We start from the raw sequence: 22,584 nt of genomic DNA on the forward strand, positions 1-22,584 counted from the left end.
CCAAGAATGCACAAGAGCGCGTCTCCGTCAGGGCGCCGTGGTCGTGGCGGGGACATCGGTGATGGGCCTCGGACCGAACGGGTTGTCGAGAGGTTGCAAGGTCTTCTGTTCGAGATCGAAATAGCCGAGATCGTAATGCATGAAGCTGACGAGCCAGATGCCCTCGTCGACCTCCTTGATGCCGAGCTTCTGGCCAGCCAGGACGGTTGAGATGTTGATCCTCTTGCGATGCAGGCAGAGGCGGCCGCAGGCAGTGACGACGACGTCGCGGTCGTGGAAGGGATAGCTCAACTCCGGCAGGCCGGCATAGGCCCGCGCTGAGGCCGTGTAGACCTCGGCAGGGCACTTCATGCCGAGCGCCTCGTGGGGGCGCTCGGTATTGAACTCGTGCACGAAGGCATCGAAGCGCTCCTGCTGTTGCAGGCTGTTGAAGCCAGGCGGCCTGGTGGCCTCCTTCTTGAGGGTGAGGTGCATGCGCTCGTGCCGGCCATTTTGTTGCGGATGACCTGGCTTGATGCGCTCGATGGCGATACCGAGGCGGAGCCACCATACCGAGAGCTTGGAAAGATTGAACAAGGCATTGGGACTGGCAAACGGCACGCCATTGTCGGACCGAATGGCAAGCGGCAGGCCGCGCTCGCGGAACAGGCGCTCGAAGGCGGTCATGGCAGGCTCCTCGCGCGTGGAGTCGAGCGCCTCGCACAGCAGCAGGAAGCGCGCGGCATGATCGCTGACGGTCAGCGGGAAGCAGTAATGGCTGTTGCCAAGCTTGAACTCGCCTTTGAAGTCGGCGCACCAGACATCGTTCGGGGCAGTCCCTTGCGATAGCGACGTGCCGCGCGCGCGATGGCGCGGCCCGCCGCCCCGCCTGACCAGGCCGTGGCGATCGAGCACCGCATGAATGGTGCTTTTGGCCGGCACCCGGACATCGCCGTCGAGCCGTCGCACCAGGAGTTCGCGGATCTTGCGGGCCCCCCAATGCGGCTTCTCGGCCTTGAGCTGGACAATCAGCGTCTCGATCTGGGCCGGCAGTTGATTGGCGTAGCGAACCGGCCGCCTGGAGCGGTCGCTCAGCGCCTCCAGGCCATGTTCCTTGTAGCGATCGAAAATCTTGTAGCCGGTCTTACGGGAGATGCCGAACTCCCGGCAGACATCCGTCATGGCTTCCCCGTCCAACAGGCGGGCGACAAAGCGAAGGCGCTCCTCCATTACCGAACTCGCTTTCCACGGCATCCACACCTCCCGCAGAACAAAAGCGGAAAGTGTAACCCATGTGCCCGGTACGTTCTGTCACCTATGTCTCGGGCCGCTCACCCGTCTTATCAGCAGGTTAGCTGGGTTGAAGGCCGCAGCGCAATGCGCGAAACCTCCCCGTAGCAAAACGGTAGCAGCGCAGCTCTTGTTTTTTCACCGGAAAACGAATCCTTGCTGAGAAGCAAATCTTCTGAAGGGAAGCGCGCGACCAAGTGAAGATCGGTTACTTCACTTAATCCCTTCTCTTTCAAGGATTCCAAGGATTCGCCGTATCGGCCAACTTCGCGATTTGCTGCCACGCCGAGTTCGATCTGATGCGGACAAGACCAGCTGACTCCTAATCAGCGGGTCCCAGGTTCGAGCCCTGGTGCGCCCACCACCCTTAAGAGATTGGCCCGCAAGGGCTTTTTTTAATTTCGCGACAGAACAAGCCGGGTCTCGTGCGACGCTTCTAATGGTCGTACGTCGCACGCCGTGCGACGAGTCGGATAATTAGGGCCGAAGGCCATCCACCGCTGAAACGCGCAGCCAAATGAGACCTATCGGTCTGCGTTCAGCTCTTCATGCCTTCCGTCCGCACCTGCAATTCAAGCCTGTCGATGCCGGAATCGGCGAGAGCCGCATTGCGGGCGCGATAGTGCTTCACGATGGTCTGCGCGCTTCGGTATGAATGCCCTGTGATGTCGCAGATCGTCAGCAAGTCGCAGCCAGCCCGATCGAGAAGCATGACGCAGGTATCGCGTAGGTCCTGGTCATGCTTTTGGTCGAGTTCGCCGGCGCCGTTGACGAACATTAGGGTGGGGCAAGGCTTCACGTGCCATGCTGTCTCGTCGCCATTGCTGTCGCGAGCGGTCTGCGCATCCAGCCATTCCGCTAATGCGCGCTTGCGCTGATCGACCGCTCGAGCGCGCTGCGCTTCCGAGATCATGGACGCACTCACGTTGAACGCAGCGGCGATCCGCCTCTGGGGCTCACCGTTCTGCTGTCCTGCGAGCGCGATCCGCAGCTGCTCGGGGGTCAACTTGAACAAAAGAAGTGGCTCTTCGCCTATCGATGCTCGAGCAGTGTCTTGAGCTGACTGTGGATTATTGTGGAAGCGAAGCCGGAATTTTCGCGAGCCAGGACAGGCACAGGCGAGGCTGAGGGTCCGCCGCGCCGGTGGCATGATTGTACCAGCCGCCCTTAGGCAGCCTGCCGCATGCGTTCGATGCTCTGAGTTATATGATTTCCGGCATCGTCCGCCACCTTCAGAGACAAGTCGGCCATCCGGCGGTGGGTATCCAACGCACTCTTGATCGTGTCACGCATCAGATCGGTTTGCACAGCGGCCAAATCGTGAGGAGTGCGGCAGCTCCAGAGTTCATTCATGCGATCCATGTTCCTCTCGATCTGCTGTCGCATGAAATCGAAGTACTCGCGCGACGCACCGTTCATTCCTTTCGCGACTGCGGTCGTAGAATACATGATTGCTTCGGCATTGCGGACCGAGCGTTCCGCTGCCTGCTGCGCCTCATTGCCGCTCAAACCGAACGTGCGACCCAGCTGATCAGTCGAGCGGCCCATCATGGCCGCCGCCATGTCGAGTCCGAAGCGCCAGGCGTTTTGCAACATCTCGGTATTTTGCCGCAAGAGATGGCCGCTGGCTTGCGCCACCTCCTCCCCAGCCTCGGCGGTGGCCAAGCCGATCCGTCTGGTCTGCTCAGCGGTCCTCTCGCCGGCGCGGCGGATTGTGTCCTCAGGGCTTTGGGTGGGTTTTTCCTCTGGGCGTGGATTGGTCATTTCGTTGCTCCATCGTTCTTGTTCGTGAGGCGGATCGCTTTGCGCTGCGTCACATGCGATCCTTGGCGAGCAAACGTGAGCAATTCTGGACCGTTCCGGGCCGAGCGATCTTTTAATCAATCCTCCGCGATTGCGCGCAGGAACGAGCACTTCAACTTCCAATTATTGCTTGATCTGGCTCGTCTGCTCGCGCTCCGGGCCAGATGTTGTTGGTCCTAGCGCAAGGCTCAGTCATGACCACCGCTGAAACCGTACTGCTCATCGCGACCCTGTTGTTGGCGCTTCTCGTCATCGGCAACATCGGCTTCTCCAAGCTGGCCGAGCGAAGGAATCCGCCTATCGGCAAGTTTCTCGAGTGCGACGGCGTGGTACTCCACTATATCGATCGGGGCGATCCCGCGGCTCCTTGCGTCTTGCTGCTTCATGGCAATGGATCCATGATCCAGGACTTCATAATCGGTGGGCTGGTCGATCTTCTTGCCCGCAGCAATCGCGTGGTATGCTTCGACCGCCCGGGCTTTGGCTACAGTCAGCGGCCGCGGCTCCGAGTATGGAGCGCAGCTGCTCAAGCAGCTCTGCTGGTGAAGGGGCTCGAGCAACTCGGGATCCGCGATCCCGTGGTGCTGGGCCATTCTTGGGGCGCCTTGGTCGCTATCGCTCTCGGCATGCGGAAGGATTATCCGATCCGCGGTCTTGTACTTGCGTCCGGCTACTACTTCCCGACCTTCCGATTGGATGTGTGGTTGATGTCAGGTCCGGCCATACCGGTCTTGGGCGACTTGGTCAGCTACACCGTCGCGCCGATCATCTCGTGGGCCATGTTGCCCGGAGCCCTCCGCAAGATTTTCGCGCCCCGATCCGTCCCGTCGACATTTAAGAATGAATTTCCAGCGTCTCTCGTTCTCAGGCCCACACAATTGAGGGCGGCTGCGCAGGAAAGCGCACTCCTCATTCCAACTGCAACACAGTTCCAAGCTCACTATTCGACTATGGGTCCCCGCGTAAAAATATTCCATGGAGCAGAGGACCAGGTGATCGAACAGAAACAAGCTCGAGATTTACATCAAGCGCTGCCTCGGTCCGATCTTCACCTAATTCCGAATGCCGGACATATGGTCACGCACGCAGAACCCGCTGCCATTGCCGAGGCCATCAATTCAATGACGAAATATTAGGAGGGCTTGTCTAGCCGGCCTATCCTCCGGCTCATCCCGTCTGAACTCACTTGGATCCTCAGAGTAATCGAACAACCCGCCCGCGACACTGCGCCAGCACGTTGCGACTTCACGCAGGTCTGCGCGAGGCCCGACCGCGATACGTCTCCGGCGAAGAATGATATTTCCCCGCACCACCTCGAAGTTTAATCTGCTTGCGCGTTGAGCGACTAAAGCAGTCTTAGACGAATAACCTATCGCGATTGACCGTGTTGGCGTTTTCACACACAGCCAAGACCCTTACCGGTCCGCAGCCCTCGGAGGTGAAACAGCTCGTGCCGGAATTATGACTACGCGGCCTAGCACTACTTTGGCAGATTGTTGATTTTGGCGCGTTTTATAGGATTCCCGAATCAATTTTTCAATGATTCATGGGTGGTCGGCTCTTGGAGGGCTGACCATGCCGGGATTGGAAGACGAACTCGAACGCTGGCTGATGCCGTTCTTGGACCGACTGGGTCATAAGACCCGGCAGCGGATGTGTCCTCTGTATGTTGCGGGATTGATCGGTCCCGGCGATCGTAAGAGCGTTCAGCCGATGGCGGAACGCCTTGCCACCAGCACCTACGACCAGTTGCACCATTTCATTGCGGACGGTGTCTGGGACGCGACGCCGCTGGAGACAGAGTTGCTCAACCAGGCGGACCGACTTGTCGGCGGCAGGGATGCGGTGCTGGTTATTGATGACACCTCACTTCCCAAGAAGGGTGAGCGCTCGGTCGGTGTTGCGGCTCAATACGCCTCGGCTCTCGGTAAAACGGCAAATTGCCAAACACTGGTGTCTTTGACGCTTGCGCGCGGCGAAGTACCCGTGATGGTCGCGTTACGTCTCTTTCTGCCTGACAGTTGGATAAGCGACGAATCTCGTTTGAAGCGCGCTCGCGTGCCAGTCGAACATCGAAAACGCCACGGTCCAAGCCGGAGATTGCTTTGGCCGAGATTGACCGCGCGATAGCAGCCAACGTGCGCTTTGGATATGTGCTGGCGGATGCAGGATACGGCCTCAGCGCACCGTTTCGACAAGGGCTAACAGAGCGCGGGCTGGTCTGGGCTGTCGGAATCCCGCGGCACCTGAAAGTGTATCCGGTCGATGTGAAGCTCATTTGGCCGATTACCAAAGCCCGGAAACCACGAAAGCACCACGTGCCCGATATCTTATCAATTGCGGCCGAGCAAATGCTGGCCGGCGCCAAATGGAAAACCGTGAGTTGGCGTAGCGGGTCGAAAGGTCGGCTTAAAGCCCAATTTGCTGCGGTCCGTGTCCGGACCGCCGACGGCCCTCCGCAGCGGATATGGGATAAAGGTCAGCAGCATCTCCCAGGCGACGAAGCCTGGCTCATTGGCGAGCAACGTGCGTCCGGGGAGAAGAAATACTATCTGGCCAATCTTCCGGCGGCGACGGATCTGCGCACGCTGGCCGCCACCATCAAGGCACGGTGGATTTGTGAGCAGGCGCATCAGCAGTTGAAGGAGGAACTTGGACTTGATCACTTCGAAGGGCGATCATGGCAAGGTCTTCATCGCCACGCCCTGATGACAATGATTGCCTACGCCTTCCTGCAACATCGTCGCCTCGCATACGCGGGGCGGAAAAAAAAGAATCTACGGGCCTCCGCCTCAGCCAACCATGCCAGCCGTACGTCACGCCATCGTTGATCTCATCCTTCGGCCGCCGTCTCAGCATTGCCCATATTGCCGAAGGCAAATCCGTGAAAAACAGCGGCGAAAACAGAATCTGCCAAAGTAGTGCTAGTTTCGTCGCTGCTGCAGCGAGTGTTCAAGAAAAAAACGCAGCATCTCCCTCGTCGCGTCCGGTCCGTCCGGATCGGTGTAGGATCCGGCGGGGCTACCTCCCGACCATGCGTGTCCGGCTCCGTGGATTTCCCAGTGTTCGAGGATTCCGCGCCCGCCGGCGTCGGTGTGGATCGTGCGAGTGTAGGCATGCCCTCCAGGTACCCGACCGCGATGCACTTTGGCCTTCGTGCGGAATCCGCCGAGCGACTGTCGGACGATCCGAGCGCCATTCTTGGAATGCACCGTGGTGTCGCGATCGCCGTGAAAGACGATTGTCGGCACGGGCGGGCCGCCGCTCGGCATTGCCTCAGGTCCGCCGCCTTGCTTCATGGCCATCAGCGCCGAGGGAAGGTCGCTGGCTGCTCCGCAGGCCAATCCGGAATGAATGCCGATCGCCGCGTACAAATCGCCGTAGGTCGATCCCATGACGGCCGCGGCCGCGGCCCCGGCGGACAGTCCGGCGACGTAGACGCGTTCCGGATCGACCGAATGGTCGCACATGATCTGGCGGGTGATGCCGGCGATGAGCGAGGGCTCGCCTGCGCCGCGTTGCTGGTCGGCTGGACGAAACCAATTCCAGCATTTCGCCTGGTTCGCTTCCGCCCGCTGCGCGGGATAGGCGACGAAGCAGGTCTGTTCTTCGGCGATGAAGTTCATCCGCGTGCCGGCGGCGAAATCCTCCGGCGACTGCGTGCAGCCGTGGAGCATGATCACCAGCGGAATGGCCTGGCCATGATAGCCGCTCGGGATGAAGAGCCGGTAGGCGCGGCTTCCCGCAGCATTTGCGTAGACGCCTTCGAGGAACCTGGCGCCGTCCGGCACGATGTCCGCCATGGAAGGCGGCGCACGCCTCAGGGCTCCTCCCAGTCCGAGCCCGTGAAGGTTTTTGGCGATATCCACTGCCGGCTGGGCCGCCGGACGCGGACGCCTCGTCTCGGCGGCGTTCGCCTTGGCCTCGATGGTCGGCGGTTCTATTCCTGCAGCAGGGGCGGGGTGGCCGGTCGTCGGTGCGGTAGTGCCCCGCTCTTTCTCGCCCCGAAGCATGCGCTGAAGCAGCGCGGTGGCCTCGACGAGTTGGCCCGAGCGTGTGAGGCGTGTGGCTTCGCGAATGATGTCGTGGTTCAACATGACCTTACCTCGTCCTGTCGGCAAGTGCGGACTTGACCGCCGGACTGGCATGCAGGGCGCCCAGCACAGAGACCGATGCAATCGTCGCGCGGGCAAGCTCGGGCGTGACGTCCTGCGCGATGGTGGCGAGACCCAGAACATTGATGTGCAGCATCTCGCCCGCCCTCCGCGCCGCCTCGAGATCCTCGCGGCTGTAGTTTCGCAAGCCGAGGTCCAGGCTCTTTCGCGCCGTGGACTGCTTGACCACGTCGGCATGGCGTTCGAGCTGGTTGCGGATCGCGGTGCGGATGAAATCCGTGCGGTTCGAGTAGAAGCCTTCCTGCACCATCAAATCGACCTGACCGAGATCGATAAAACCAAGGTTGATCGTGATTTTTTCCGTATCGGGAGGCTTTGGTCGCATTTCGTAAACGTTGCTCGGCATCGCATCACCTTCCTATCGCCATCCAATTGGATGGTATATGGATGGTAAATTTCAGGGGTCAAGAGGGACACACGCGATTGCGGCATACGGGCCGGGATACCTGGGAGAGCGCTTTTGCGTGGCTTACGCGTCTGCGGGCGGCCCGACGACATCGCGGATCTCGGCTACGGTCTCGGCAGGGGAGATGCCCGGCGGCGGATCCCGACGTGCGATGTCGAGGGCCGCTCGCGCGCGTGCGGATCGGCGCGGTCCTGCGGCCTCTCGCTTCTTTGCGCCCATGGCAGATAGAAGGCGAACGTGAGGGGAGGCAAGCCACTAGAAACGGAGAGGTTCGGGAAGGTCATGCCAAAAGTCGCGGTATATGCCGCGCAGCATGATTTGATGATTGTTCGAACCTGTGCGGACCAGGACGTAGCGGCCTTCGTATCGATCGATGCGACGGGTACACTGACCGCGGCAGTTAGGAACACACGGCGCAAACGCAAGTTCGGCTGCAGTAGTGGAGATTCAAATGGGGTCCATCGCGAGCGCTCTCGTGTTCGCCCTGGCCATGTCGGCTTCGGCCGCATTTGCCCAGACAGCCAAACCGGATGTCTCGCCCGCGCCGAGCGCGCAGAACGTCCGTGAAGCCCCCGTGACGGAAAGACGTGAATGAGAGTTCAATTCGGATGCCGGCTTCGACAATGATGTCCTTAACGACACTTCGCAGGTAGCGCAGATCCTTACGTTCGGTGATCCAGGGCAGGGGAGTGGATGCCCTGCGGTGTGCAATCTCGCCGGAAAACCGGCCCGAGACCATCGTCCTCTTAACCTCATCGAGCTCCGCCATCAGTTCAGGGGAGAGTGGCTCGCCCGTTTCATCGAATAGCGGCCACCAAGCCTCTTCGCCGTTTTTTGCATGTACGATCTTTACGCCATTCGGCCGCTCCTTGGGCCGATAGTGCGCAATCTCAAAGGCGCCGAAGACGTGCTCTTCTCTTTGCAACCATTCCCCGGCGACCAGTGCGGCTGTAGCCACTGAACTATATCCGAGTTTCTTTGCGGCGACGCGAAACGCGACCGGTTCGTCCCACGTGGCCGTGGCGTCTACCGCGCAGGCTGGTTGGGCGCCTTCAGGCCCATCCGGGAGAATGGATTGATAGCCGGCACAAGCTTTTCCTGCGCACGCTGGCCAACAAACCAAGCGCGCCTGCAAGCGGTCATCGCCGCGTTCGCAAACCGGCGGCGTTCGCGCTTGACGATGTTGCCGTCTTCATCCTTGTCTTCCACCACCAACAGCTTGGCGTAGATTGCATCGACAAAGCCTTTGCTAAATTGCGGTATCTGCTTCGAGTCCGCGCGCGTCCCGTCTTTCAGCTCACGATCGGCAAAGAGTGCCAAGCCCTGCTCGTTGAGGCGCTGCGTCTTATGATCGATCTCTCTCCATTCCTGATGTCCCTTGAAAGTGCCGACGAGCCAGTCTTGGGATCAGGCCGGTGATCGCCGCGATTCTGGCCTGACGTCGGCTGAGTTTGGGCCTTCAGACCGATGGCCTTGTAAGGCCGTTTTTACACGACCAAGACCCACAGCGGTCATAGCCCGGCCCGAAATCTCGCGCCGGGCCGTCTCCTGCCGTATCGCCGTGTGATATCCTCACTCGCAAGAAGTGGAGGGACCGCACAGTGAAACTGCCGCGAGTTCATTACGCTGCTAGGCGCCGCGGCGGTGGCGCACGACGTGGTCGGTAAGCGCCGATGGGTATGGCAAGCAAGACGGTCAACCTCGCTTTACAGGGTGGCGGTGCGCATGGCGCCTTCACCTGGGGCGTTTTGGATCGCCTGCTTGAAGATGAGCGGATGTCGTTTGAGGGGATCTGCGCTACCAGCGCTGGCGCCATGAACGGCACGGTCATGGCGTACGGTCTGACGATAGGCGGCCGCGAAGGCGCAAAACTCTCTCTCGCCGAGTATTGGCGCCGCATCAGCGAAGCTGCGGCCTGGGGACCGCTGCAGCCGTCCATTTTCGATCGTCTGTCGCAAAATCGTTCGATCGAGGGATCGCCGGCCTTCATGTTCTTCGACATGATGACACGACTGATGTCACCTTATCAGTTTAACCCGTTGAACTACAACCCGTTGCGTGACGTGCTCGAGAAGACCATCGATTTCGACCGGCTGCGCAGGGAGAATGTCGTCAAGCTGTTCCTTTGTGCGACAAACGTCCGCACTGGAAAGGTGAAGATCTTTGAGAACCATGAACTCACCGTCTCGGCCGTTCTCGCTTCCGGGTGCCTTCCGCAGCTCTTTCAGGCTATTGAAATCGATGGCGAAGCCTATTGGGATGGCGGCTACATGGGCAACCCAGCAATCTTCCCGTTGATCTATGGTTGCCAATCCACAGACGTCATTGTTATTCACATCAATCCAATTGTGCGTGGGGAAATTCCTCGCACGGCGAGCGACATACTAAATCGATTGAACGAAATTAGCTTCAATTCGTCGCTGATGCGCGAGATGCGAGCAATTGCCTTCGCCAACAAGCTCGTCAGCAGAGGCGCGCTGCGCGACGAGATAAAGACGATGCTGATTCATGCCATAGAGGCGGAATCGTTCATGAAAGACCTGGGCGTCGCCTCCAAGTTTAATGCAGACTGGGAGTTTCTCACCTATCTGCGCGACGTGGGCCGTACCTGCGCTGAGGAGTGGTTAGCCGCAAATTATTGCCATATCGGTGTGCGTTCGACCATCGACATTCACGGCAGATACTTGTAGCGCGTTTAGAGTGCGGCAATACAAGCAACCCCAAATTGTCACCAGGAATTTGGTTCTCCATGACAACGCTCCCATGTTCTTGATCGTGGAGGCGCAACCACCAACGCTCGCTGATAAGATTCGTGACGTCATTCCGGTGGGTGTCCCGAGCAGACCTGCGAGTCAACCAAACGAGACCGCCTGTGCCACCATGAGGCCGGCACCCAGGATGCAGATTAGGCCAGCAAAAAGCTCAAAGATCGACGGTCCGGGGCGGCCCACCGCTAGCAGCGCAAGGATGGTCGCGATGCCTAGCCGAATGCCCTGTGGCGTGAGGCTATCCCATCCGATAATATCCCAGCCCACTAAAGGAAAACTCATTCCGGCCTCCTGTGTTTGAACATTCTGTTCCCAAGATTTCTGTACACGCAAAGCCTATGACGCCGTGGAAGGCCCGTGGCGGAGGCGACCGATGCGGAGGGTGCCAATCAGCAAAGACGCGCAGCCGCCCGCGTGGGGTCTATCACTGGTCATAGCCCGCTGACCCGGTGGAGAACACTGGACATCGGAGCCGCAGGCTCGAGGCTGTTGGCGTCTTGTGGCAAGTTTACCTGACGATCGCGAGCGGTCTCCTGATCTGTTGAAATAGAATCGACGAAGTTCAACTGGTCTTCCCTCGTGTCCTGCGGGGATCGTCGCGACGAAGGCAACAACGAAAGGGGCTGGTTAGGGCAGCACTGGAGACAGATATGGGCGAGCAATCGTCCTCGCGAACAAGGCCCGTCGAATGGGAAGGGGCGCCGGTCTCATCGAAAGAAGCATTGCTCACGGCTGCCACCGCCGAATGCTGCGGCAAACGGAAACAAAAGAGGCCGCCCTACCGAGGCGGCCTAACTGCCGTCGCCCCCGCTAGCAGGATGGCGTCACGATGCCGGCGACACCTTCACCTCTGTGGTGGGCCTTTCGTCGCCGAACGTAGCCATCCCCTGATATGCAGATCGGAGAATGCTTGCAACCGACTCAAGCGCAACCTTACGCCGGTGGACGATACGGATACGGGCGCCGCGAATGGTTCGCCAGCTATGGGAAATCCTAATCCGAGTCATTTAACCTCCGAGGTTCAATGGATGGTGACGGTTGGCTCAGCAGCGTGCTTTCCAACTCACGCCCGGGATAGCCGATCCCAAGGTCAATGACCGTGATGCGCGTCACTGGAACTTCGAGGAGTGAATTGGCTCGTGACTTGTAGGACCAGGACGGCGATGAGGTCGGTGCTCTTGGCCGGCACTCTCAGCGCTTATGCTGCACAAATCGACGCGTACATCTTTTAGCGGATTCGAACGCTCGCCAGCGATCAACGGCTGAGCGGCTTTCGCTGGGACTTAGCTATCGCGCCTCAAGGCAGCGAACAAGCACGCGGCTTTTTGCAACATGTGACCATGATCACGGCCCTGACCCACGACTTGTAGGATTGTCGCGTCTATCAGTTGTTTGCGGCTCTTCGAGGGAACACACTATGAACGTCGTGATTCAAAGACTTAATGGCCTGTGGCACCTCGTCGTCGGGTCATGCCAGCTCCGAACACCTTTCCTTGAGACTCAGGACCGGGAGCGGGTCGTTACGTACGCCCGGCGAATTTACCCTGGTGCCAAAGTCTTCGAACGCAGCTGATCTCAAAGCGACGCACTCGAGCGGATGCTGTCCGGTACTTGAGGATTGGCAGGTGCCTTCGCGTGGAACCACTCGGCTCACTCGTTAGAGCGCGTCTGGCGAGCGTTCCGATCCGGTCACGGTCGGATGGCTATTGTTGTGTCGAGCTTCAATCGTGAAATGTCCCGACACACAGTGAAGTGTCCAGGCGAGATCAAGGAGCGACGCTCTCGCGCAATCGGCGGAGCTGCGACCGGAGCCGTTCGCAACTCAATTCCCTCTCGAAATTGGTGATCGCCTGAAGTGTAGGTTCAGCGCGCAGGCGCTGCAACCGCGCCATGTCGCGGGTGCAGGTATCTTCGGAGCGGACATCCTCATTCCGTACCTGCTGCTTCGCAGCCGCTTGGGGCGCCGCATTTCCATCAGAAGGCAGAGCGCCAGTGCTAACAATACTCTCAAATAGACGCTGTATCTGTGGACGCAGCCGCGTGCAAACGACCTCGCGTTGGAAGTTGATGATCTCGTTCGGCACAGGGGTGGCGCGCAGACGTGCCAGCCTCGCTTCGTCGCGGACACAGGGGTCCGTAATTTCGGAGGGCGGCTGCGCGGGAGGCGGCTGCCTGGGAAGTTCCGCCTTTACCGCCGGCGGCGCGCTTGGCGGCGCTGGATTGACCGGCGGAGCGGGCGGCGGTACCGGCGGTGCATTTGTTGTAACAAACTGCGGCACCAGGGCGATAGTGGCGCCGCCGAGCGAACCATAGATGAACGGCTCCTGCCGTCCACCGGTCATGGTGATGACCTCATCGCGCACGCGGCCAAGCGCGATCCGAATGTCGACACCGGGCGCGGCAAGGTGCCGGAGCAGCGCAGTTGCATAGGGGCTGTTCACGCCGTCGCCGTCATAGGATATCGAGCCTGCCTTCGCCGCGAAAGCCACCAGGGTGTCGGCGCTGATTTCATCAAGCTTTGCGAGACCGCCTCTTGTCGGCGAGCGGCTTGCGGACCGCAACTTGGCCGCAAACGGGTTGTCGCGGCATGCGTCGAGCAGTATCAAACGCAGGCGGCGTACCGGTTGCAGCGCCCAGATGATGCGATCGAGCGCGATAGCCTCGTCGTCGACGTCGTAGTCGTGGCTCAGCTTGGCATCCATCGGTATCAGATAATTCACGCCGCCGATCTCGATGCCGTGGCCGGCGTAATAGACCACTGCCACATCGGCATTCTCTGCAGTAATGAGGAACTCGCGCACAGTACGCTTGAAGTCGACGACACCGAGATCGTTGCGTGCAATGACGACGTCGAAACCGATAGACTTGAACAGCGCTGCGATCGCTTTGGAGTCGTTGCCGGTGTTGGGCAGCGGCGGTGCGTTCGTATAGGAGGAGATTCCGACCACAAGCGCGACCCGACGCTCCGCTGCGGCCCCATCGGCGAACATCGCGCTGATGACGAGGCAGAGGATGTAGATCAAGAGGCGGCGCGGTTTCATCGTTGCATCAATATCCGTAACTCCGCCAAGGACGATGGCGGTACTTGCGCTTTTTCGGCGGCTGGCCGTTCTCCGTCACGGTGACGTTGATGACATCGGAGAACACCGCTGGATCGTGCGGCACGTGGGCATAGTCGGCGAACAGAAGGCGCAGCTTGTGCTGGCCGATCGGGAGCGTGATCTTCGCTTCAGTCTGGCCAGCGCCGAAGTGCAGGTGGTTGAAATCGTTTGGGATTGGTTGGTCGAGTGGAGGCAACTCGGCATCCACGAGCAAATGATGATGTCCGGTGTTGGGTTTGTCGAAGCCCGCCGGCGCCACGCCCATGTTCAACAAACCGAAGCGGATAACCGGGTTCGGAGAAATATAGGAGCCGTTCTTTGGATAGATGAAATAGACCTTCGCGTCCTTCGGCGCGGAACGACGTCCACCCACCGCAGGGGGTGCTTGCGCCACCGCGGCGCCGGTTTGGTCAGCTACCCTGACCTTGATCCGCTCGGAGACCACCGGCGGCGAATGCGGGACGTGATTCTTGTCGGCGAACACCAGCTGCAAAGTGTGCTCACCGGGGGTCAGCGAAATCTCTGCCTCGGTCTGTCCAGCCCCGAAATGGAGGTGCTGGAAGTCGTTAGGAATTTCAGCATTCAGCGCGGGCGTTGGCGAGTCGACGATCAAATGATGGTGACCACTGTTGGCGCGGTCCGAACCTGCCGGGGCAACGCCCATGCCGTGCAGGCCAAAGTGTAGAGTGGTCTTGGTTGGCACCGTATCGCCGTCCTTCAAGCCAATGAAATAAACGGCCGCCCCGGGCGGCGAGGGCGTTGGGCCGCCCGTCTGGGCTTGAGCCTGTGCGGCGTGCCAGTGCATCAAGCCGCCGATAAATGGAACCAGAACCGCTATGAGCAAACGTTGCATCATCGCAATCTTCCCAATGGATAGACCACAATCTGGACCGCAAGAGCCGCGGGAATCTGAAATAGCTGCAACTATCGATAATGGGCCCGTCCCACCGGCAAACAGAACGGGGCTGAAACGATATCCCTTTGCTCGCCAATGTAAACCACAATCGAGCGGGGCGACTGTCGCCTTGCCGGTCGCAGCCGAATGAAGCATGCTATGCGGCATAGAATGTGACGTGTGCATACTCCTGATCGTTCGAGCCGACCGGAGATCACAAGATGAAATCCGCCGTCTTGTCTGTGATTTTTCTCACAGCACTATTTGCAAGTACTACGGCAATTGCCCAGCGAGGGCTAAGCAGCGGCCCGTCTGGCGACCAATCATCCGCGCCATCTGACACCAGAGTGGCTCAACAACAGGGCGCCAGTCTGGATCCTGGAGAGTTGTTTCGCGATTGCGATAATTGCCCTGAGCTCGTGGTTGTGCCTCCGGCAGACTTTGTGATGGGATCCAATGACACGCCCTATGAGAAGCCTGAGCACCTGATCAGCATTCGCAAGCCCTTCGCGATCGGGCGCCGCGAGGTGACGTTCGCGGAGTGGGACTCGTGTGCCGATGCTGGCGCCTGCAAAGTGCGTCCCGAGGATCACGGCTGGGGTCGCGGTGACCGTCCAGTCATCAACGTCAGCTGGGAAGATACCAAGCTGTACGTCGCCTGGCTGTCGCAGAAGACCGGACAGAAATACCGTCTGCCCAGCGAAGCGGAGTGGGAGTATGCCGCGCGCGCGGGGACCAGAACGGCATTCTGGTGGGGCAAAGAGGCCGGCGCGGGTCATGCGCAGTGCGACGGGTGCGGAAGTCCAATCAAGCAGCAGGTCGTGCCAACGGGCTCCTTTCGGCCAAATGGATTTGGGCTCTACGACACTTCTGGCAATGCTGCGGAATGGGTCGAGGATTGCTGGAATGATTCCTATCGCAATGCGCCCAAGGACGCGTTGCCCTGGACGTCGGGCGACTGCCGCCTGCGGGTGCTGCGCGGCGGCAACTTCCTCAGCAAGGCCAGCGACGTCCGATCTTCGGCGCGATTTCGCTACGACGTTGACGTGCGCTACTATGCCAACGGATTTCGCGTTCTGCGGGAGTTGCCGTAATCATGCGGCGGACGGAAACGATGCGCGCGATCGTCGGAGCAATACTGGTGTTGTTTGCTGCAGCCCCTGCCGCTCGGGCGCAGTCCTACTCTGCCAGCGGGCAAATCGGCTATCTGCACGAATGGGAAATAACGGGTAATCTCGGGAAAACGGTTACGAGTCCAGGTACTGAATATTCAGGGACGATCACGCTGCGCCACGTCGGCCTGTGCAGCGTCAATGGCGTAGAGCAAAAGCAGGCTCGTTTGCAGCTGAAAGTGTCCTCCAGGCGGCTGGAAGGCGTATTGATCATGGACGAGGATCGATGCCGCATTGTCGCATCCGGATCATCAGGTTCGGGGCAGCTGACCTGCGGCAGTGGACAAGACGTTCCGATCAATCTCCTGATCGGCAAAGCGGTTGAGATCGAGGCGGCTGATCGTACGCGACTTTAGAGCGCAACGATTCCTATCCTAAGTGCTGCTGCTCGCTGCGCGACTGTCTGCGACCACTATGATACCGGCGACCGCGCCAACACACGCTGCGGGCGCGACTGGCTTGGCCGCTCCGCCTCATCCGCAAACTCCATTGGAGAGGAGTGCACGATTCCGCGAGGCAAGAGCTTTACGTGGTCTTTCCCAAATGTGCCGTTGGAGCCGCAGGCTGTTCTAGAGATCGTGTCCGGGCTGTGACGGAAGTGCCTTTGGGCGAATATCGCTCCGGCGAAGGCACACCGGATGGTTGCCGTCGTGACCGCATTCACCCCCTGACGAAGAAGTATCAATGATTGTAGCTCTGGCAGCATAGCACTCTCTCAGTGCGGATTGCCGAGCACGAATGCGAACGGCAGAACGAAAATCTCGTCGCCGGCCTCATCGCTGACATGCAGAGCCCACTGACGCCAATCTTCCAGGTTGGCAGCTGCGACCAGAGAGCGCACCCTGCGAGTAGCCTCCTCACACGCTTCGATTAGGTCGGATACGAACGTACCGCGACGATCCATCAGTACGCCCTTGGTGTTCGAGCAATGGAAATAGACCTGAGTCATGTACGCCTCCTTTCCAATATTTGGGTCAGCAAGCCCGACCCTGCATGTCGGAGTCATACTAGGCCGCAGAGCAGATTGTCCGTGATCACCCGCACATTGCGCGGTTTGGTGGCCCCGCGGGCCGTGGTCGGGCACGCCACATATCAACCGGCAAGGTATGGATCCAACGTCGGCGTTAGGCCAATGGCTGGTGTCAGCCGTGCCCGCTCTGTCAGCGGCCGAAACCTCCGCGGCAGCCGTCGATCGTACGTCGGGTTTGGCTCGGGCGGCGTCGCTGGAAGCGGGCGCATGCCGGCAGAGATTGCAACGGAGCGCGGCATCATCTTGCAGTGCTTGCAAACGCGATGCAGCGAGGAGGCTGGGAGGTCTGTCTAGAATGGTGGCGGGACCGAATTGCCCCGCCATTGACCCACAGAGGGCCGTACGAGCATTCTTTATTGATCGGCTAGTCTAGGTCGTTACCCCGCGGCCATAGATCGAACCCACCGCCAACTCTGAGTGATAAAGCGGGGGCTTCAGGGTGGTCATAAACGCCACAAAGCACAGCGCTCCGATGGCGAAGAGGATAGAACTAAATAACTGGTTCAGGTTCATCGGTGTTCCTCGCTGCCTCTCGTTTGGGGCCCAATCAATACAGCCGTGAACCGGAGCATGAAGAGATCGACCCGCTTCTTCCGTGACGCCGCTCACATCGAGAGAATTGCCTCCTCCGCCTCCCCTGAGTCACGCAGCGGCCATTTGCTTGGCTACCTTCGCGATGGCCATGGGCGCGTTGCCGTGGCCGCCGCGTGATTTCCGTCACAGATCGAAAAGTCAACCTCCCGTATGGTTCGAGCCACATGTTGTTCATTGCAAACCCTGAGGAGGGAACATGAGTGGAATGCGTGAACTGATCGATACTGAACTCGACACCGTGAGCGGCGGGCATCACGGGCATCATCATGGACATCACGGGCTCTTCAGCTTCGGTAACATCGGCAATATCGGCCAATTCGGCAATATCGTCATAGAGCAAAACATTGCCGTGCAGATTGGCGTGGCTATCGGCAATAACGCCAGTGTCACGCAGCAGCTCGGTCAGCTGAACTTCAGCGCTATCCACTAAATGGCGGATCCCGAACACTGCTTGCCCGCTCCCGATGGTGTTCGGTTACGAATTCAATCGAGAACTCTCATGGATACGGTCGCCGTGACTCAGGGCGCTCGAAGAGTATCGACACGGTGTCGATGCCCGACGAGCGTACCTGTTTCTCATTCTGCGAGGCGCCAGTTCGTGTCTATTCCGATCGCGTCACCGCCCAAGCGCGCACAGGGTTCATGCGGTAGTTGCCGATCCAGTTCGCAGTAGCGCCCAAGAGGATCAGCTTGTCGGGAAGCTGCTGTCTCACCTCAGGGCTGGGTCAACATTTGTTGTCGACCGTGGCTGCAACGCCGATTTAGATCAAAGACCTCGCAATCAGGTGTGGCGGCTAGGCCCAACGTCCGGCCGAACAGCAATCGCGAGGCCAGGCTGGTTTTTTCCCATACCTCTACCGAACCCGGAATGTCGTGGAACGCTTCGCCCTATGGCGAGCTCGCGGCCGTCTCACTCGCGCTCGATCAGCTTGTTGCGCAAAATGGGCGTTTGGCTCGGCGCTAGATCCTTACGCGTCGTGCCTGAGACAGCCAGATTCGCTTGAGACATGCGAGAGTCCAGGCCATATGAATCGGAACCGCCGTGGGAGCAAACAGCGTGGGTCCGGCGGGCCATATCGTAGCCAAAGCTGACTGCCGCGGGGCGAGCCGTGATTTCTGTCACAGATAGAAAAACCATCCTTCAGTATCAACACGCATAGTGAGGCACTGGCTTGCTTTGAGCTGGATGTTGTTCACCCCGCAACCCTGAGGAGGGATTCATGAATGAAGTGCGTGAACTGGTCGATATGGAACTCGAATCCGTATCTGGTGGAGGGCTATTCGACGTGAGCAACTTGTCCGGCAATATCGTCGTACAGCCGCAGATTGCTACGCAGGTCGGTGTTGCCGTCGGCGGCTTCAGCGTCTTCGGCAATGGCGGCAACGCAAACCTCACACAGCTGCTCGCTCAGGCGAACGTCAGCTCGATCGGCTAAGTCTTGAATGCCCGCACACTCCCGGCTGCTCCCGGGAGTGTGGGGGTACAACTTAAATCATTGTACAGTGCCCGCTGCAAAGTGTTCCTCCATCGGTTGAACGCCTTTAGCCACCAGGGCCGGTCAATCCCGCAACTTAATTCGACACATCCCCTGCCAGGTCTTATGACCTGCTGATCCGGGAAATGGCTTTAGCCAGCATTCGAGCTTGTCTCTCCACGCCGACATGGTCAGCCCTCCAAGAGCCGACCACCCAATGAACCATTGAGAAATCGGTTCGGAGATCGTTTGCGAACGCCAACCAACAATCTGCCAAGGTATCGTCGGGCCATGAACTCATAGAACCGGTGGCTTGGCACCGGAGTCAATGTCCGCCTTGATGTCCTAAGGCCACGCGGTTGCCGCGCGGCAGCGCTTCGCGAGTCGACATCTGCACGGCGTTCGATCAGATCGGCGCGCTATCGTCGTACATTCTTTCTCCAAAAACCTTTCCGTGGGTGTGAACACCCAAGGAATCGGTTGTTAGCAACTTGATTGAACCCTCTATTGGGCCGCAGCGCGGAACGAGCAAGACAGCTGTGACAGCGCGGAGAGCGGGACGACTGCTCGCGACCCGGTAGATCTCAGTAAAGATCGGATCCGCCAAACCGCGTTCGCAGAGTTGAGTGCTGGCACACCGTACGGCGGGACGTACAATCAGTCGCTGCGGGCAGGTTCGTATCAAGTCAGATTGCCTGACCGCCGAAGCTGACGACGTCGATAGCTATGTACGATACGACATGACTCGTCCTGTCCGATAGGTTCGCAGAAATTGTCCACGTCAGTCTGAGAGGATAACGATCTCTATAGATCGATGTCCCGCGCCGGCAGTCACAACCGAGCAAGTACAGCGGCGGTGGCCACTGTGAGTCGTGCGTGATTCTTCTCACAGATAGAAAAACAACCCTCCGGTAAGAACACGAGCAGTGAGGCGCTGGTTTGCTTTGAGCCAGATGCCGTTCACAGCAACCCCTGAGGAGGGAAGTCATGATGGAAGCGTGTGAGCTGATCGATCTGGAACTCGACGCCGTGTCTGGTGGGTTCTTCGATTTTAGCAATTTGTCTAACAACATCGTCGCGCAGGCGAACACTGCGACGCAGGTTGGTGTCGCTCAGGGCGGCTCCAGCGTCTTCGGTGCCGGTGGTGCCGCTGCCGTCACGCAGCTGCTTGCCCAGGCGAACACCAGCTCAATCGGCTAAGTCAAACATAACTGAGGAGGGAACGTCATGATTAAAGCGTACGAACTGATCGATATGGAACTCGACGCCGTGTCTGGAGGGATCTTCGACCTGAGCAATTTGTCCAACAACATCGTCGCGCAGGCGAACTCTGCGACGCAGGTTGGCGTGGCTCAGGGCGGCTCCAGTGTCTTCGGTGCGGGTGGTGCCGCTGCCGTCACCCAGCTGCTCGCGCAGGGGAATACCAGCTCGATAGGCTAAGTCACCAATACCCGCACACTCCCTTGGTTGCTTCCGGGGGTGTGCGGGTACTCATTTCAATCGAGAACTCTCATGGACACAAGCGGCCCTGATAACGAGAGCGGTGGATCTGGCAGAGCCACACGATGCGCGGTTTGTGACCGCAAGTTTGGACTCGTCCGCCACTATTGGTGGCGCACCCCTTTATGCTCCAAGAAGTGCGTCAATCGCTACAGAGTTCGCCAGGCGAGTGATGGAAACTGGCTATGCTGGCTTCTCACTTTAGACCAGGCGCCAGAGATCCGAGCGAGGGCTTAATGGCTTCCCAGATTTCACAACGAGGCAGGGAATACCGACAAATAGCACAGAGCTTGCTCCGCGCTGTCAAAACCATGACTGACCGAACGATTGCCGCCCAGCTCAAGGCTCTCGCCGACGACTACGAGCGACGAGCGGAGAAAGCTTCGCATGATGGTGCGGCCAAAACAATCACGCGATCGGCCGCCAGTGCTGAACGCGAGTGGCGCACGTGACAAAACGGGCGATTCATAGCCATCCTGTGGAAGAATGTTGGGGCCGACGCGTCAAGTCGCGACAGTTTTCATAACCCAAGGCCACTCGGGTGAGTACTCGGCTGGTAGGGTGCCTGGGAATCCAAGCCTGACTACGCTTGGCCTGGAGGCGCGGCATAGAAGCCCGCGGACTCGCGCTGCAACGGCGGCGGGAAGAACATGAATACGCTGTACCTATCCGATTGATCGCTGCTGGTAGGACATGAGTGGCTCGATTCAGCAGGAAGCTGCTTTACTCATCGCTTTAGGCTTCCGCGTCGCGAATAGCCAGGTAATGGCCGGCGACCGCCCGTGTGAGAATTCTCTCCGTTCTGAAAGAAGACTCTATCTGCCGCGGGCAGCGCTCGACGCGATCGCCGATGCGCCGCCCTGAATGTTGAGGGTGAGAAGGCGATAACGCAATCAGCATTGCCAACCTCGGGAGTTTGGTGCTGTCCGCCTTCAGGCATGCCCCGATTTAGCTGAGGGGTGGCTTCTCGAGTGCGTCAGGCTCACGTCGGGGTGAATCGCTCAGACCCATGAAGGCATGCGGCCAGTGTCGAGACTGGTTCGGATGGTCGCGCCATGGCAGGTACGACACTCAAGGCAAATTCGTCTCGTCAACTTCGGTGGTGTGTCGTCTAAAGAGCTGGTGCGGGAGGCGGCCTATGAGTGGTGTTATTTCTCGCCGCGGCTTCCGGTGCTCGCTGGGAGCGACGCTGCACCAGGCGATTCGTGGAGCAGCCCAACGCGCCATTCAAAGCTGCGTGATAGCCCACTACCGCTCACAGATGTGTCGGAGGAGTGCAGCTTCAGCAATCAAACGTCACGCGACTCTTCCACCGCATGATTGGCCTAACTCCGGGACGCGTGGTGCCGGGTTGCGAAGCCAATCGCGAACCGAAGCTGTTGCGGACTAACAAGCTAAGTCCAGCGGCTAGTCAGAGCACGATGACCGAGTAGTCCATTTCCGCAGCTCCATGGTCGGATAGCAAGAAGCATCTCAAGCCAAGGCAGACTGCGAACTGTGGGTCGTGCGTGATTCTTCTCACAGATAGAAAAACAATCCTCCGGTAAGAACACGGGCAGTGAGGCGCTGGTTTGCTTTGAGCCAGATGTCTATCACAGCAACAAGAGGGAAGTCATGATTGAAGCGTGTGAACTGATCGATATGGAACTCGACGCCGTGTCTGGAGGGTTCTTCGACCTGAGCAATCTGTCCAACAACATCGTCGCGCAGGCGAACACTGCGACGCAGGTCGGTGTGGCTCAGGGCGGCTCCAGCGTCTTCGGCGCCGGTGGTGCCGCTGCCGTCACGCAGCTGCTCGCGCAGTCGAACACCAGTTCGATCGGCTAAGTCACAGATACCAGAGGAGGGAAGTCATGATTGAAGCGTGTGAACTGATCGACATGGAACTCGACGCCGTGTCTGGCGGGTTCTTCGACCTGAGCAATCTGTCCAACAACATCGTCGCGCAGGCGAACACTGCGACGCAGGTCGGTGTGGCTCAGGGCGGCTCCAGCGTCTTCGGTGCCGGTGGTGCCGCTGCCGTCACGCAGCTGCTCGCTCAGTCGAACACCAGTTCGATCGGCTAAGTCACAGATACCAGAGGAGGGAAGTCATGATTGAAGCGTGTGAACTGATCGACATGGAACTCGACGCCGTGGCTGGCGGGTTCTTCGACCTGAGCAATCTGTCCAACAACATCGTTGCGCAGACGAACTCTGCCACGCAGGTCGGTGTGGCTCAGGGCGGCTCCAGCGTCTTCGGTGCCGGTGGTGCGGCTGCCGTCACCCAGCTGCTCGCGCAGGGGAATACCAGCTCGATCGGCTAAGTCACTAATACCCGCACACTCCTTGGTTGCTTCCGGGGTGTGCGGGACTCATTTCAATCGAGAACTCTCATGGACACAAGCATCCTCGCGC

The 22,584-nt window shown here is 59.2% G+C and carries 23 protein-coding genes and 2 pseudogenes; 13 read left to right on the forward strand and 12 right to left on the reverse strand.

The genetic code is table 11. The features are described 5' to 3' along the window. Positions 1 to 27 precede the first annotated feature (27 nt). The 3 genes from P6U27_RS07510 to P6U27_RS07520 all read right to left on the reverse strand — a co-directional run bounded on the left by P6U27_RS07510 (position 28) and on the right by P6U27_RS07520 (position 3,033). Positions 28 to 1,233: an integrase core domain-containing protein gene (locus tag P6U27_RS07510; RefSeq protein WP_122400437.1), complete on the reverse strand. Its 1,206-nt coding sequence runs from the start codon at positions 1,231 to 1,233 to the stop codon at positions 28 to 30. Positions 1,234 to 1,807: 574 nt separating this feature from the next. Continuing rightward, the gene (locus P6U27_RS07515; protein WP_129146445.1) at positions 1,808 to 2,182 is read right to left on the reverse strand and encodes a hypothetical protein; all 375 of its coding nucleotides are present in this window, start codon (positions 2,180 to 2,182) and stop codon (positions 1,808 to 1,810) included. Between the two features lie 254 nt (positions 2,183 to 2,436). Further along, positions 2,437 to 3,033, reverse strand: a complete 597-nt coding sequence (locus P6U27_RS07520) for a phasin family protein (RefSeq protein ID WP_129146444.1) — start codon at positions 3,031 to 3,033, stop codon at positions 2,437 to 2,439. 233 nt (positions 3,034 to 3,266) lie between these two features. On the opposite strand from P6U27_RS07520, the gene P6U27_RS07525 reads away from it, so the two are divergent. Further along, the gene (locus P6U27_RS07525; RefSeq protein WP_129146443.1) at positions 3,267 to 4,208 is read left to right on the forward strand and encodes an alpha/beta fold hydrolase; all 942 of its coding nucleotides are present in this window, start codon (positions 3,267 to 3,269) and stop codon (positions 4,206 to 4,208) included. Positions 4,209 to 4,611: 403 nt separating this feature from the next. Continuing rightward, positions 4,612 to 5,903: pseudogene (locus tag P6U27_RS07530) on the forward strand (IS701 family transposase). Positions 5,904 to 5,996: 93 nt separating this feature from the next. Here P6U27_RS07530 and P6U27_RS07535 read toward each other — a convergent pair. Both P6U27_RS07535 and P6U27_RS07540 read right to left on the reverse strand, forming a co-directional pair. Then, the gene (locus tag P6U27_RS07535) at positions 5,997 to 7,169 is read right to left on the reverse strand and encodes a PHB depolymerase family esterase (protein ID WP_129146118.1); all 1,173 of its coding nucleotides are present in this window, start codon (positions 7,167 to 7,169) and stop codon (positions 5,997 to 5,999) included. A gap of 4 nt (positions 7,170 to 7,173) precedes the next feature. After that, positions 7,174 to 7,593 (reverse strand): CopG family transcriptional regulator, encoded by a 420-nt coding sequence (locus tag P6U27_RS07540; protein ID WP_129146117.1) that lies wholly within the window; start codon positions 7,591 to 7,593, stop codon positions 7,174 to 7,176. Positions 7,594 to 8,104: 511 nt separating this feature from the next. Between P6U27_RS07540 and P6U27_RS07545 the strand changes: the two genes are divergently transcribed. Further along, complete coding sequence (locus P6U27_RS07545; protein ID WP_164937247.1) at positions 8,105 to 8,248, forward strand: hypothetical protein; 144 nt, start codon at positions 8,105 to 8,107, stop codon at positions 8,246 to 8,248. Between the two features lie 431 nt (positions 8,249 to 8,679). Here the strand turns inward: P6U27_RS07545 and P6U27_RS07550 are convergent, their stop codons facing one another. Continuing rightward, on the reverse strand, positions 8,680 to 8,973 hold the full coding sequence (locus tag P6U27_RS07550) for a hypothetical protein (RefSeq protein WP_129146116.1): 294 nt from the start codon (positions 8,971 to 8,973) through the stop codon (positions 8,680 to 8,682). A 353-nt stretch (positions 8,974 to 9,326) separates the two neighbouring features. Between P6U27_RS07550 and P6U27_RS07555 the strand changes: the two genes are divergently transcribed. Beyond that, complete coding sequence (locus tag P6U27_RS07555; RefSeq protein ID WP_129146115.1) at positions 9,327 to 10,343, forward strand: patatin-like phospholipase family protein; 1,017 nt, start codon at positions 9,327 to 9,329, stop codon at positions 10,341 to 10,343. 162 nt (positions 10,344 to 10,505) lie between these two features. Here P6U27_RS07555 and P6U27_RS07560 read toward each other — a convergent pair whose 3' ends face one another. The 3 genes from P6U27_RS07560 to P6U27_RS07570 all read right to left on the reverse strand — a co-directional run bounded on the left by P6U27_RS07560 (position 10,506) and on the right by P6U27_RS07570 (position 14,378). Continuing rightward, positions 10,506 to 10,703, reverse strand: coding sequence for a hypothetical protein (locus P6U27_RS07560; RefSeq protein ID WP_407193821.1), 198 nt, complete (start codon positions 10,701 to 10,703; stop codon positions 10,506 to 10,508). A 1,484-nt stretch (positions 10,704 to 12,187) separates the two neighbouring features. Continuing rightward, positions 12,188 to 13,462 (reverse strand): caspase family protein, encoded by a 1,275-nt coding sequence (locus tag P6U27_RS07565; RefSeq protein ID WP_129146113.1) that lies wholly within the window; start codon positions 13,460 to 13,462, stop codon positions 12,188 to 12,190. 7 nt (positions 13,463 to 13,469) lie between these two features. After that, the gene (locus P6U27_RS07570) at positions 13,470 to 14,378 is read right to left on the reverse strand and encodes a DUF4399 domain-containing protein (RefSeq protein ID WP_129146112.1); all 909 of its coding nucleotides are present in this window, start codon (positions 14,376 to 14,378) and stop codon (positions 13,470 to 13,472) included. A 260-nt stretch (positions 14,379 to 14,638) separates the two neighbouring features. Here P6U27_RS07570 and P6U27_RS07575 point away from each other — a divergent pair, with 260 nt between their 5' ends. Then, entirely contained in the window at positions 14,639 to 15,511 is an 873-nt protein-coding gene (locus tag P6U27_RS07575) for a formylglycine-generating enzyme family protein (protein WP_129146111.1), read from the forward strand. A 20-nt stretch (positions 15,512 to 15,531) separates the two neighbouring features. After that, on the forward strand, positions 15,532 to 15,945 hold the full coding sequence (locus P6U27_RS07580) for a hypothetical protein (RefSeq protein ID WP_129146110.1): 414 nt from the start codon (positions 15,532 to 15,534) through the stop codon (positions 15,943 to 15,945). 359 nt (positions 15,946 to 16,304) lie between these two features. Here the strand turns inward: P6U27_RS07580 and P6U27_RS07585 are convergent, their stop codons facing one another. Beyond that, positions 16,305 to 16,538 carry a DUF6894 family protein gene (locus tag P6U27_RS07585; protein WP_129146109.1) on the reverse strand — a complete coding sequence of 78 codons (234 nt, stop codon included), beginning with the start codon at positions 16,536 to 16,538 and terminating at the stop codon, positions 16,305 to 16,307. 450 nt (positions 16,539 to 16,988) lie between these two features. After that, positions 16,989 to 17,132: a hypothetical protein gene (locus P6U27_RS07590; protein ID WP_164937249.1), complete on the reverse strand. Its 144-nt coding sequence runs from the start codon at positions 17,130 to 17,132 to the stop codon at positions 16,989 to 16,991. A gap of 286 nt (positions 17,133 to 17,418) precedes the next feature. On the opposite strand from P6U27_RS07590, the gene P6U27_RS07595 reads away from it, so the two are divergent. Beyond that, positions 17,419 to 17,643 (forward strand): hypothetical protein, encoded by a 225-nt coding sequence (locus P6U27_RS07595; protein ID WP_129146108.1) that lies wholly within the window; start codon positions 17,419 to 17,421, stop codon positions 17,641 to 17,643. 790 nt (positions 17,644 to 18,433) lie between these two features. Further along, on the forward strand, positions 18,434 to 18,649 hold the full coding sequence (locus tag P6U27_RS07600) for a hypothetical protein (RefSeq protein ID WP_209296633.1): 216 nt from the start codon (positions 18,434 to 18,436) through the stop codon (positions 18,647 to 18,649). An 84-nt stretch (positions 18,650 to 18,733) separates the two neighbouring features. Here the strand turns inward: P6U27_RS07600 and P6U27_RS07605 are convergent. Continuing rightward, positions 18,734 to 18,877: pseudogene (locus P6U27_RS07605) on the reverse strand (IS701 family transposase); the annotation flags it as partial. Between the two features lie 798 nt (positions 18,878 to 19,675). Between P6U27_RS07605 and P6U27_RS07610 the strand changes: the two are divergent. From P6U27_RS07610 to P6U27_RS07630, 5 genes are all read left to right on the forward strand, one after another. After that, on the forward strand, positions 19,676 to 19,888 hold the full coding sequence (locus P6U27_RS07610) for a hypothetical protein (protein WP_129146106.1): 213 nt from the start codon (positions 19,676 to 19,678) through the stop codon (positions 19,886 to 19,888). Between the two features lie 27 nt (positions 19,889 to 19,915). After that, positions 19,916 to 20,128 (forward strand): hypothetical protein, encoded by a 213-nt coding sequence (locus P6U27_RS07615; RefSeq protein WP_129146105.1) that lies wholly within the window; start codon positions 19,916 to 19,918, stop codon positions 20,126 to 20,128. A 1,674-nt stretch (positions 20,129 to 21,802) separates the two neighbouring features. After that, the gene (locus P6U27_RS07620) at positions 21,803 to 22,015 is read left to right on the forward strand and encodes a hypothetical protein (RefSeq protein WP_129146102.1); all 213 of its coding nucleotides are present in this window, start codon (positions 21,803 to 21,805) and stop codon (positions 22,013 to 22,015) included. Between the two features lie 26 nt (positions 22,016 to 22,041). After that, positions 22,042 to 22,254, forward strand: a complete 213-nt coding sequence (locus tag P6U27_RS07625; RefSeq protein WP_129146102.1) for a hypothetical protein — start codon at positions 22,042 to 22,044, stop codon at positions 22,252 to 22,254. Between the two features lie 26 nt (positions 22,255 to 22,280). Then, positions 22,281 to 22,493, forward strand: a complete 213-nt coding sequence (locus tag P6U27_RS07630; RefSeq protein WP_129146101.1) for a hypothetical protein — start codon at positions 22,281 to 22,283, stop codon at positions 22,491 to 22,493. Positions 22,494 to 22,584 lie beyond the last annotated feature (91 nt).

The sequence above is a fragment of the Bradyrhizobium sp. STM 3566 genome (genome assembly GCF_045571445.1).
Taxonomy (GTDB): Bacteria; Pseudomonadota; Alphaproteobacteria; order Rhizobiales; family Xanthobacteraceae; genus Bradyrhizobium; species Bradyrhizobium vignae.

Coding starts and splice junctions, on each gene's coding strand:
- P6U27_RS07510 (WP_122400437.1), bottom strand. CDS start 1,233: ATGCCGTGGAAAGCGAGTTCGGTAATGGAGGAGCGCCTTCGCTTTGTC.
- P6U27_RS07515 (WP_129146445.1), bottom strand. CDS start 2,182: ATGATCTCGGAAGCGCAGCGCGCTCGAGCGGTCGATCAGCGCAAGCGC.
- P6U27_RS07520 (WP_129146444.1), bottom strand. CDS start 3,033: ATGACCAATCCACGCCCAGAGGAAAAACCCACCCAAAGCCCTGAGGAC.
- P6U27_RS07525 (WP_129146443.1), top strand. CDS start 3,267: ATGACCACCGCTGAAACCGTACTGCTCATCGCGACCCTGTTGTTGGCG.
- P6U27_RS07535 (WP_129146118.1), bottom strand. CDS start 7,169: ATGTTGAACCACGACATCATTCGCGAAGCCACACGCCTCACACGCTCG.
- P6U27_RS07540 (WP_129146117.1), bottom strand. CDS start 7,593: ATGCCGAGCAACGTTTACGAAATGCGACCAAAGCCTCCCGATACGGAA.
- P6U27_RS07545 (WP_164937247.1), top strand. CDS start 8,105: ATGGGGTCCATCGCGAGCGCTCTCGTGTTCGCCCTGGCCATGTCGGCT.
- P6U27_RS07555 (WP_129146115.1), top strand. CDS start 9,327: ATGGGTATGGCAAGCAAGACGGTCAACCTCGCTTTACAGGGTGGCGGT.
- P6U27_RS07560 (WP_407193821.1), bottom strand. CDS start 10,703: ATGAGTTTTCCTTTAGTGGGCTGGGATATTATCGGATGGGATAGCCTC.
- P6U27_RS07565 (WP_129146113.1), bottom strand. CDS start 13,462: ATGAAACCGCGCCGCCTCTTGATCTACATCCTCTGCCTCGTCATCAGC.
- P6U27_RS07570 (WP_129146112.1), bottom strand. CDS start 14,378: ATGATGCAACGTTTGCTCATAGCGGTTCTGGTTCCATTTATCGGCGGC.
- P6U27_RS07575 (WP_129146111.1), top strand. CDS start 14,639: ATGAAATCCGCCGTCTTGTCTGTGATTTTTCTCACAGCACTATTTGCA.
- P6U27_RS07580 (WP_129146110.1), top strand. CDS start 15,532: ATGCGCGCGATCGTCGGAGCAATACTGGTGTTGTTTGCTGCAGCCCCT.
- P6U27_RS07585 (WP_129146109.1), bottom strand. CDS start 16,538: ATGACTCAGGTCTATTTCCATTGCTCGAACACCAAGGGCGTACTGATG.
- P6U27_RS07590 (WP_164937249.1), bottom strand. CDS start 17,132: ATGAACCTGAACCAGTTATTTAGTTCTATCCTCTTCGCCATCGGAGCG.
- P6U27_RS07595 (WP_129146108.1), top strand. CDS start 17,419: ATGCGTGAACTGATCGATACTGAACTCGACACCGTGAGCGGCGGGCAT.
- P6U27_RS07600 (WP_209296633.1), top strand. CDS start 18,434: ATGAATGAAGTGCGTGAACTGGTCGATATGGAACTCGAATCCGTATCT.
- P6U27_RS07610 (WP_129146106.1), top strand. CDS start 19,676: ATGATGGAAGCGTGTGAGCTGATCGATCTGGAACTCGACGCCGTGTCT.
- P6U27_RS07615 (WP_129146105.1), top strand. CDS start 19,916: ATGATTAAAGCGTACGAACTGATCGATATGGAACTCGACGCCGTGTCT.
- P6U27_RS07620 (WP_129146102.1), top strand. CDS start 21,803: ATGATTGAAGCGTGTGAACTGATCGATATGGAACTCGACGCCGTGTCT.
- P6U27_RS07625 (WP_129146102.1), top strand. CDS start 22,042: ATGATTGAAGCGTGTGAACTGATCGACATGGAACTCGACGCCGTGTCT.
- P6U27_RS07630 (WP_129146101.1), top strand. CDS start 22,281: ATGATTGAAGCGTGTGAACTGATCGACATGGAACTCGACGCCGTGGCT.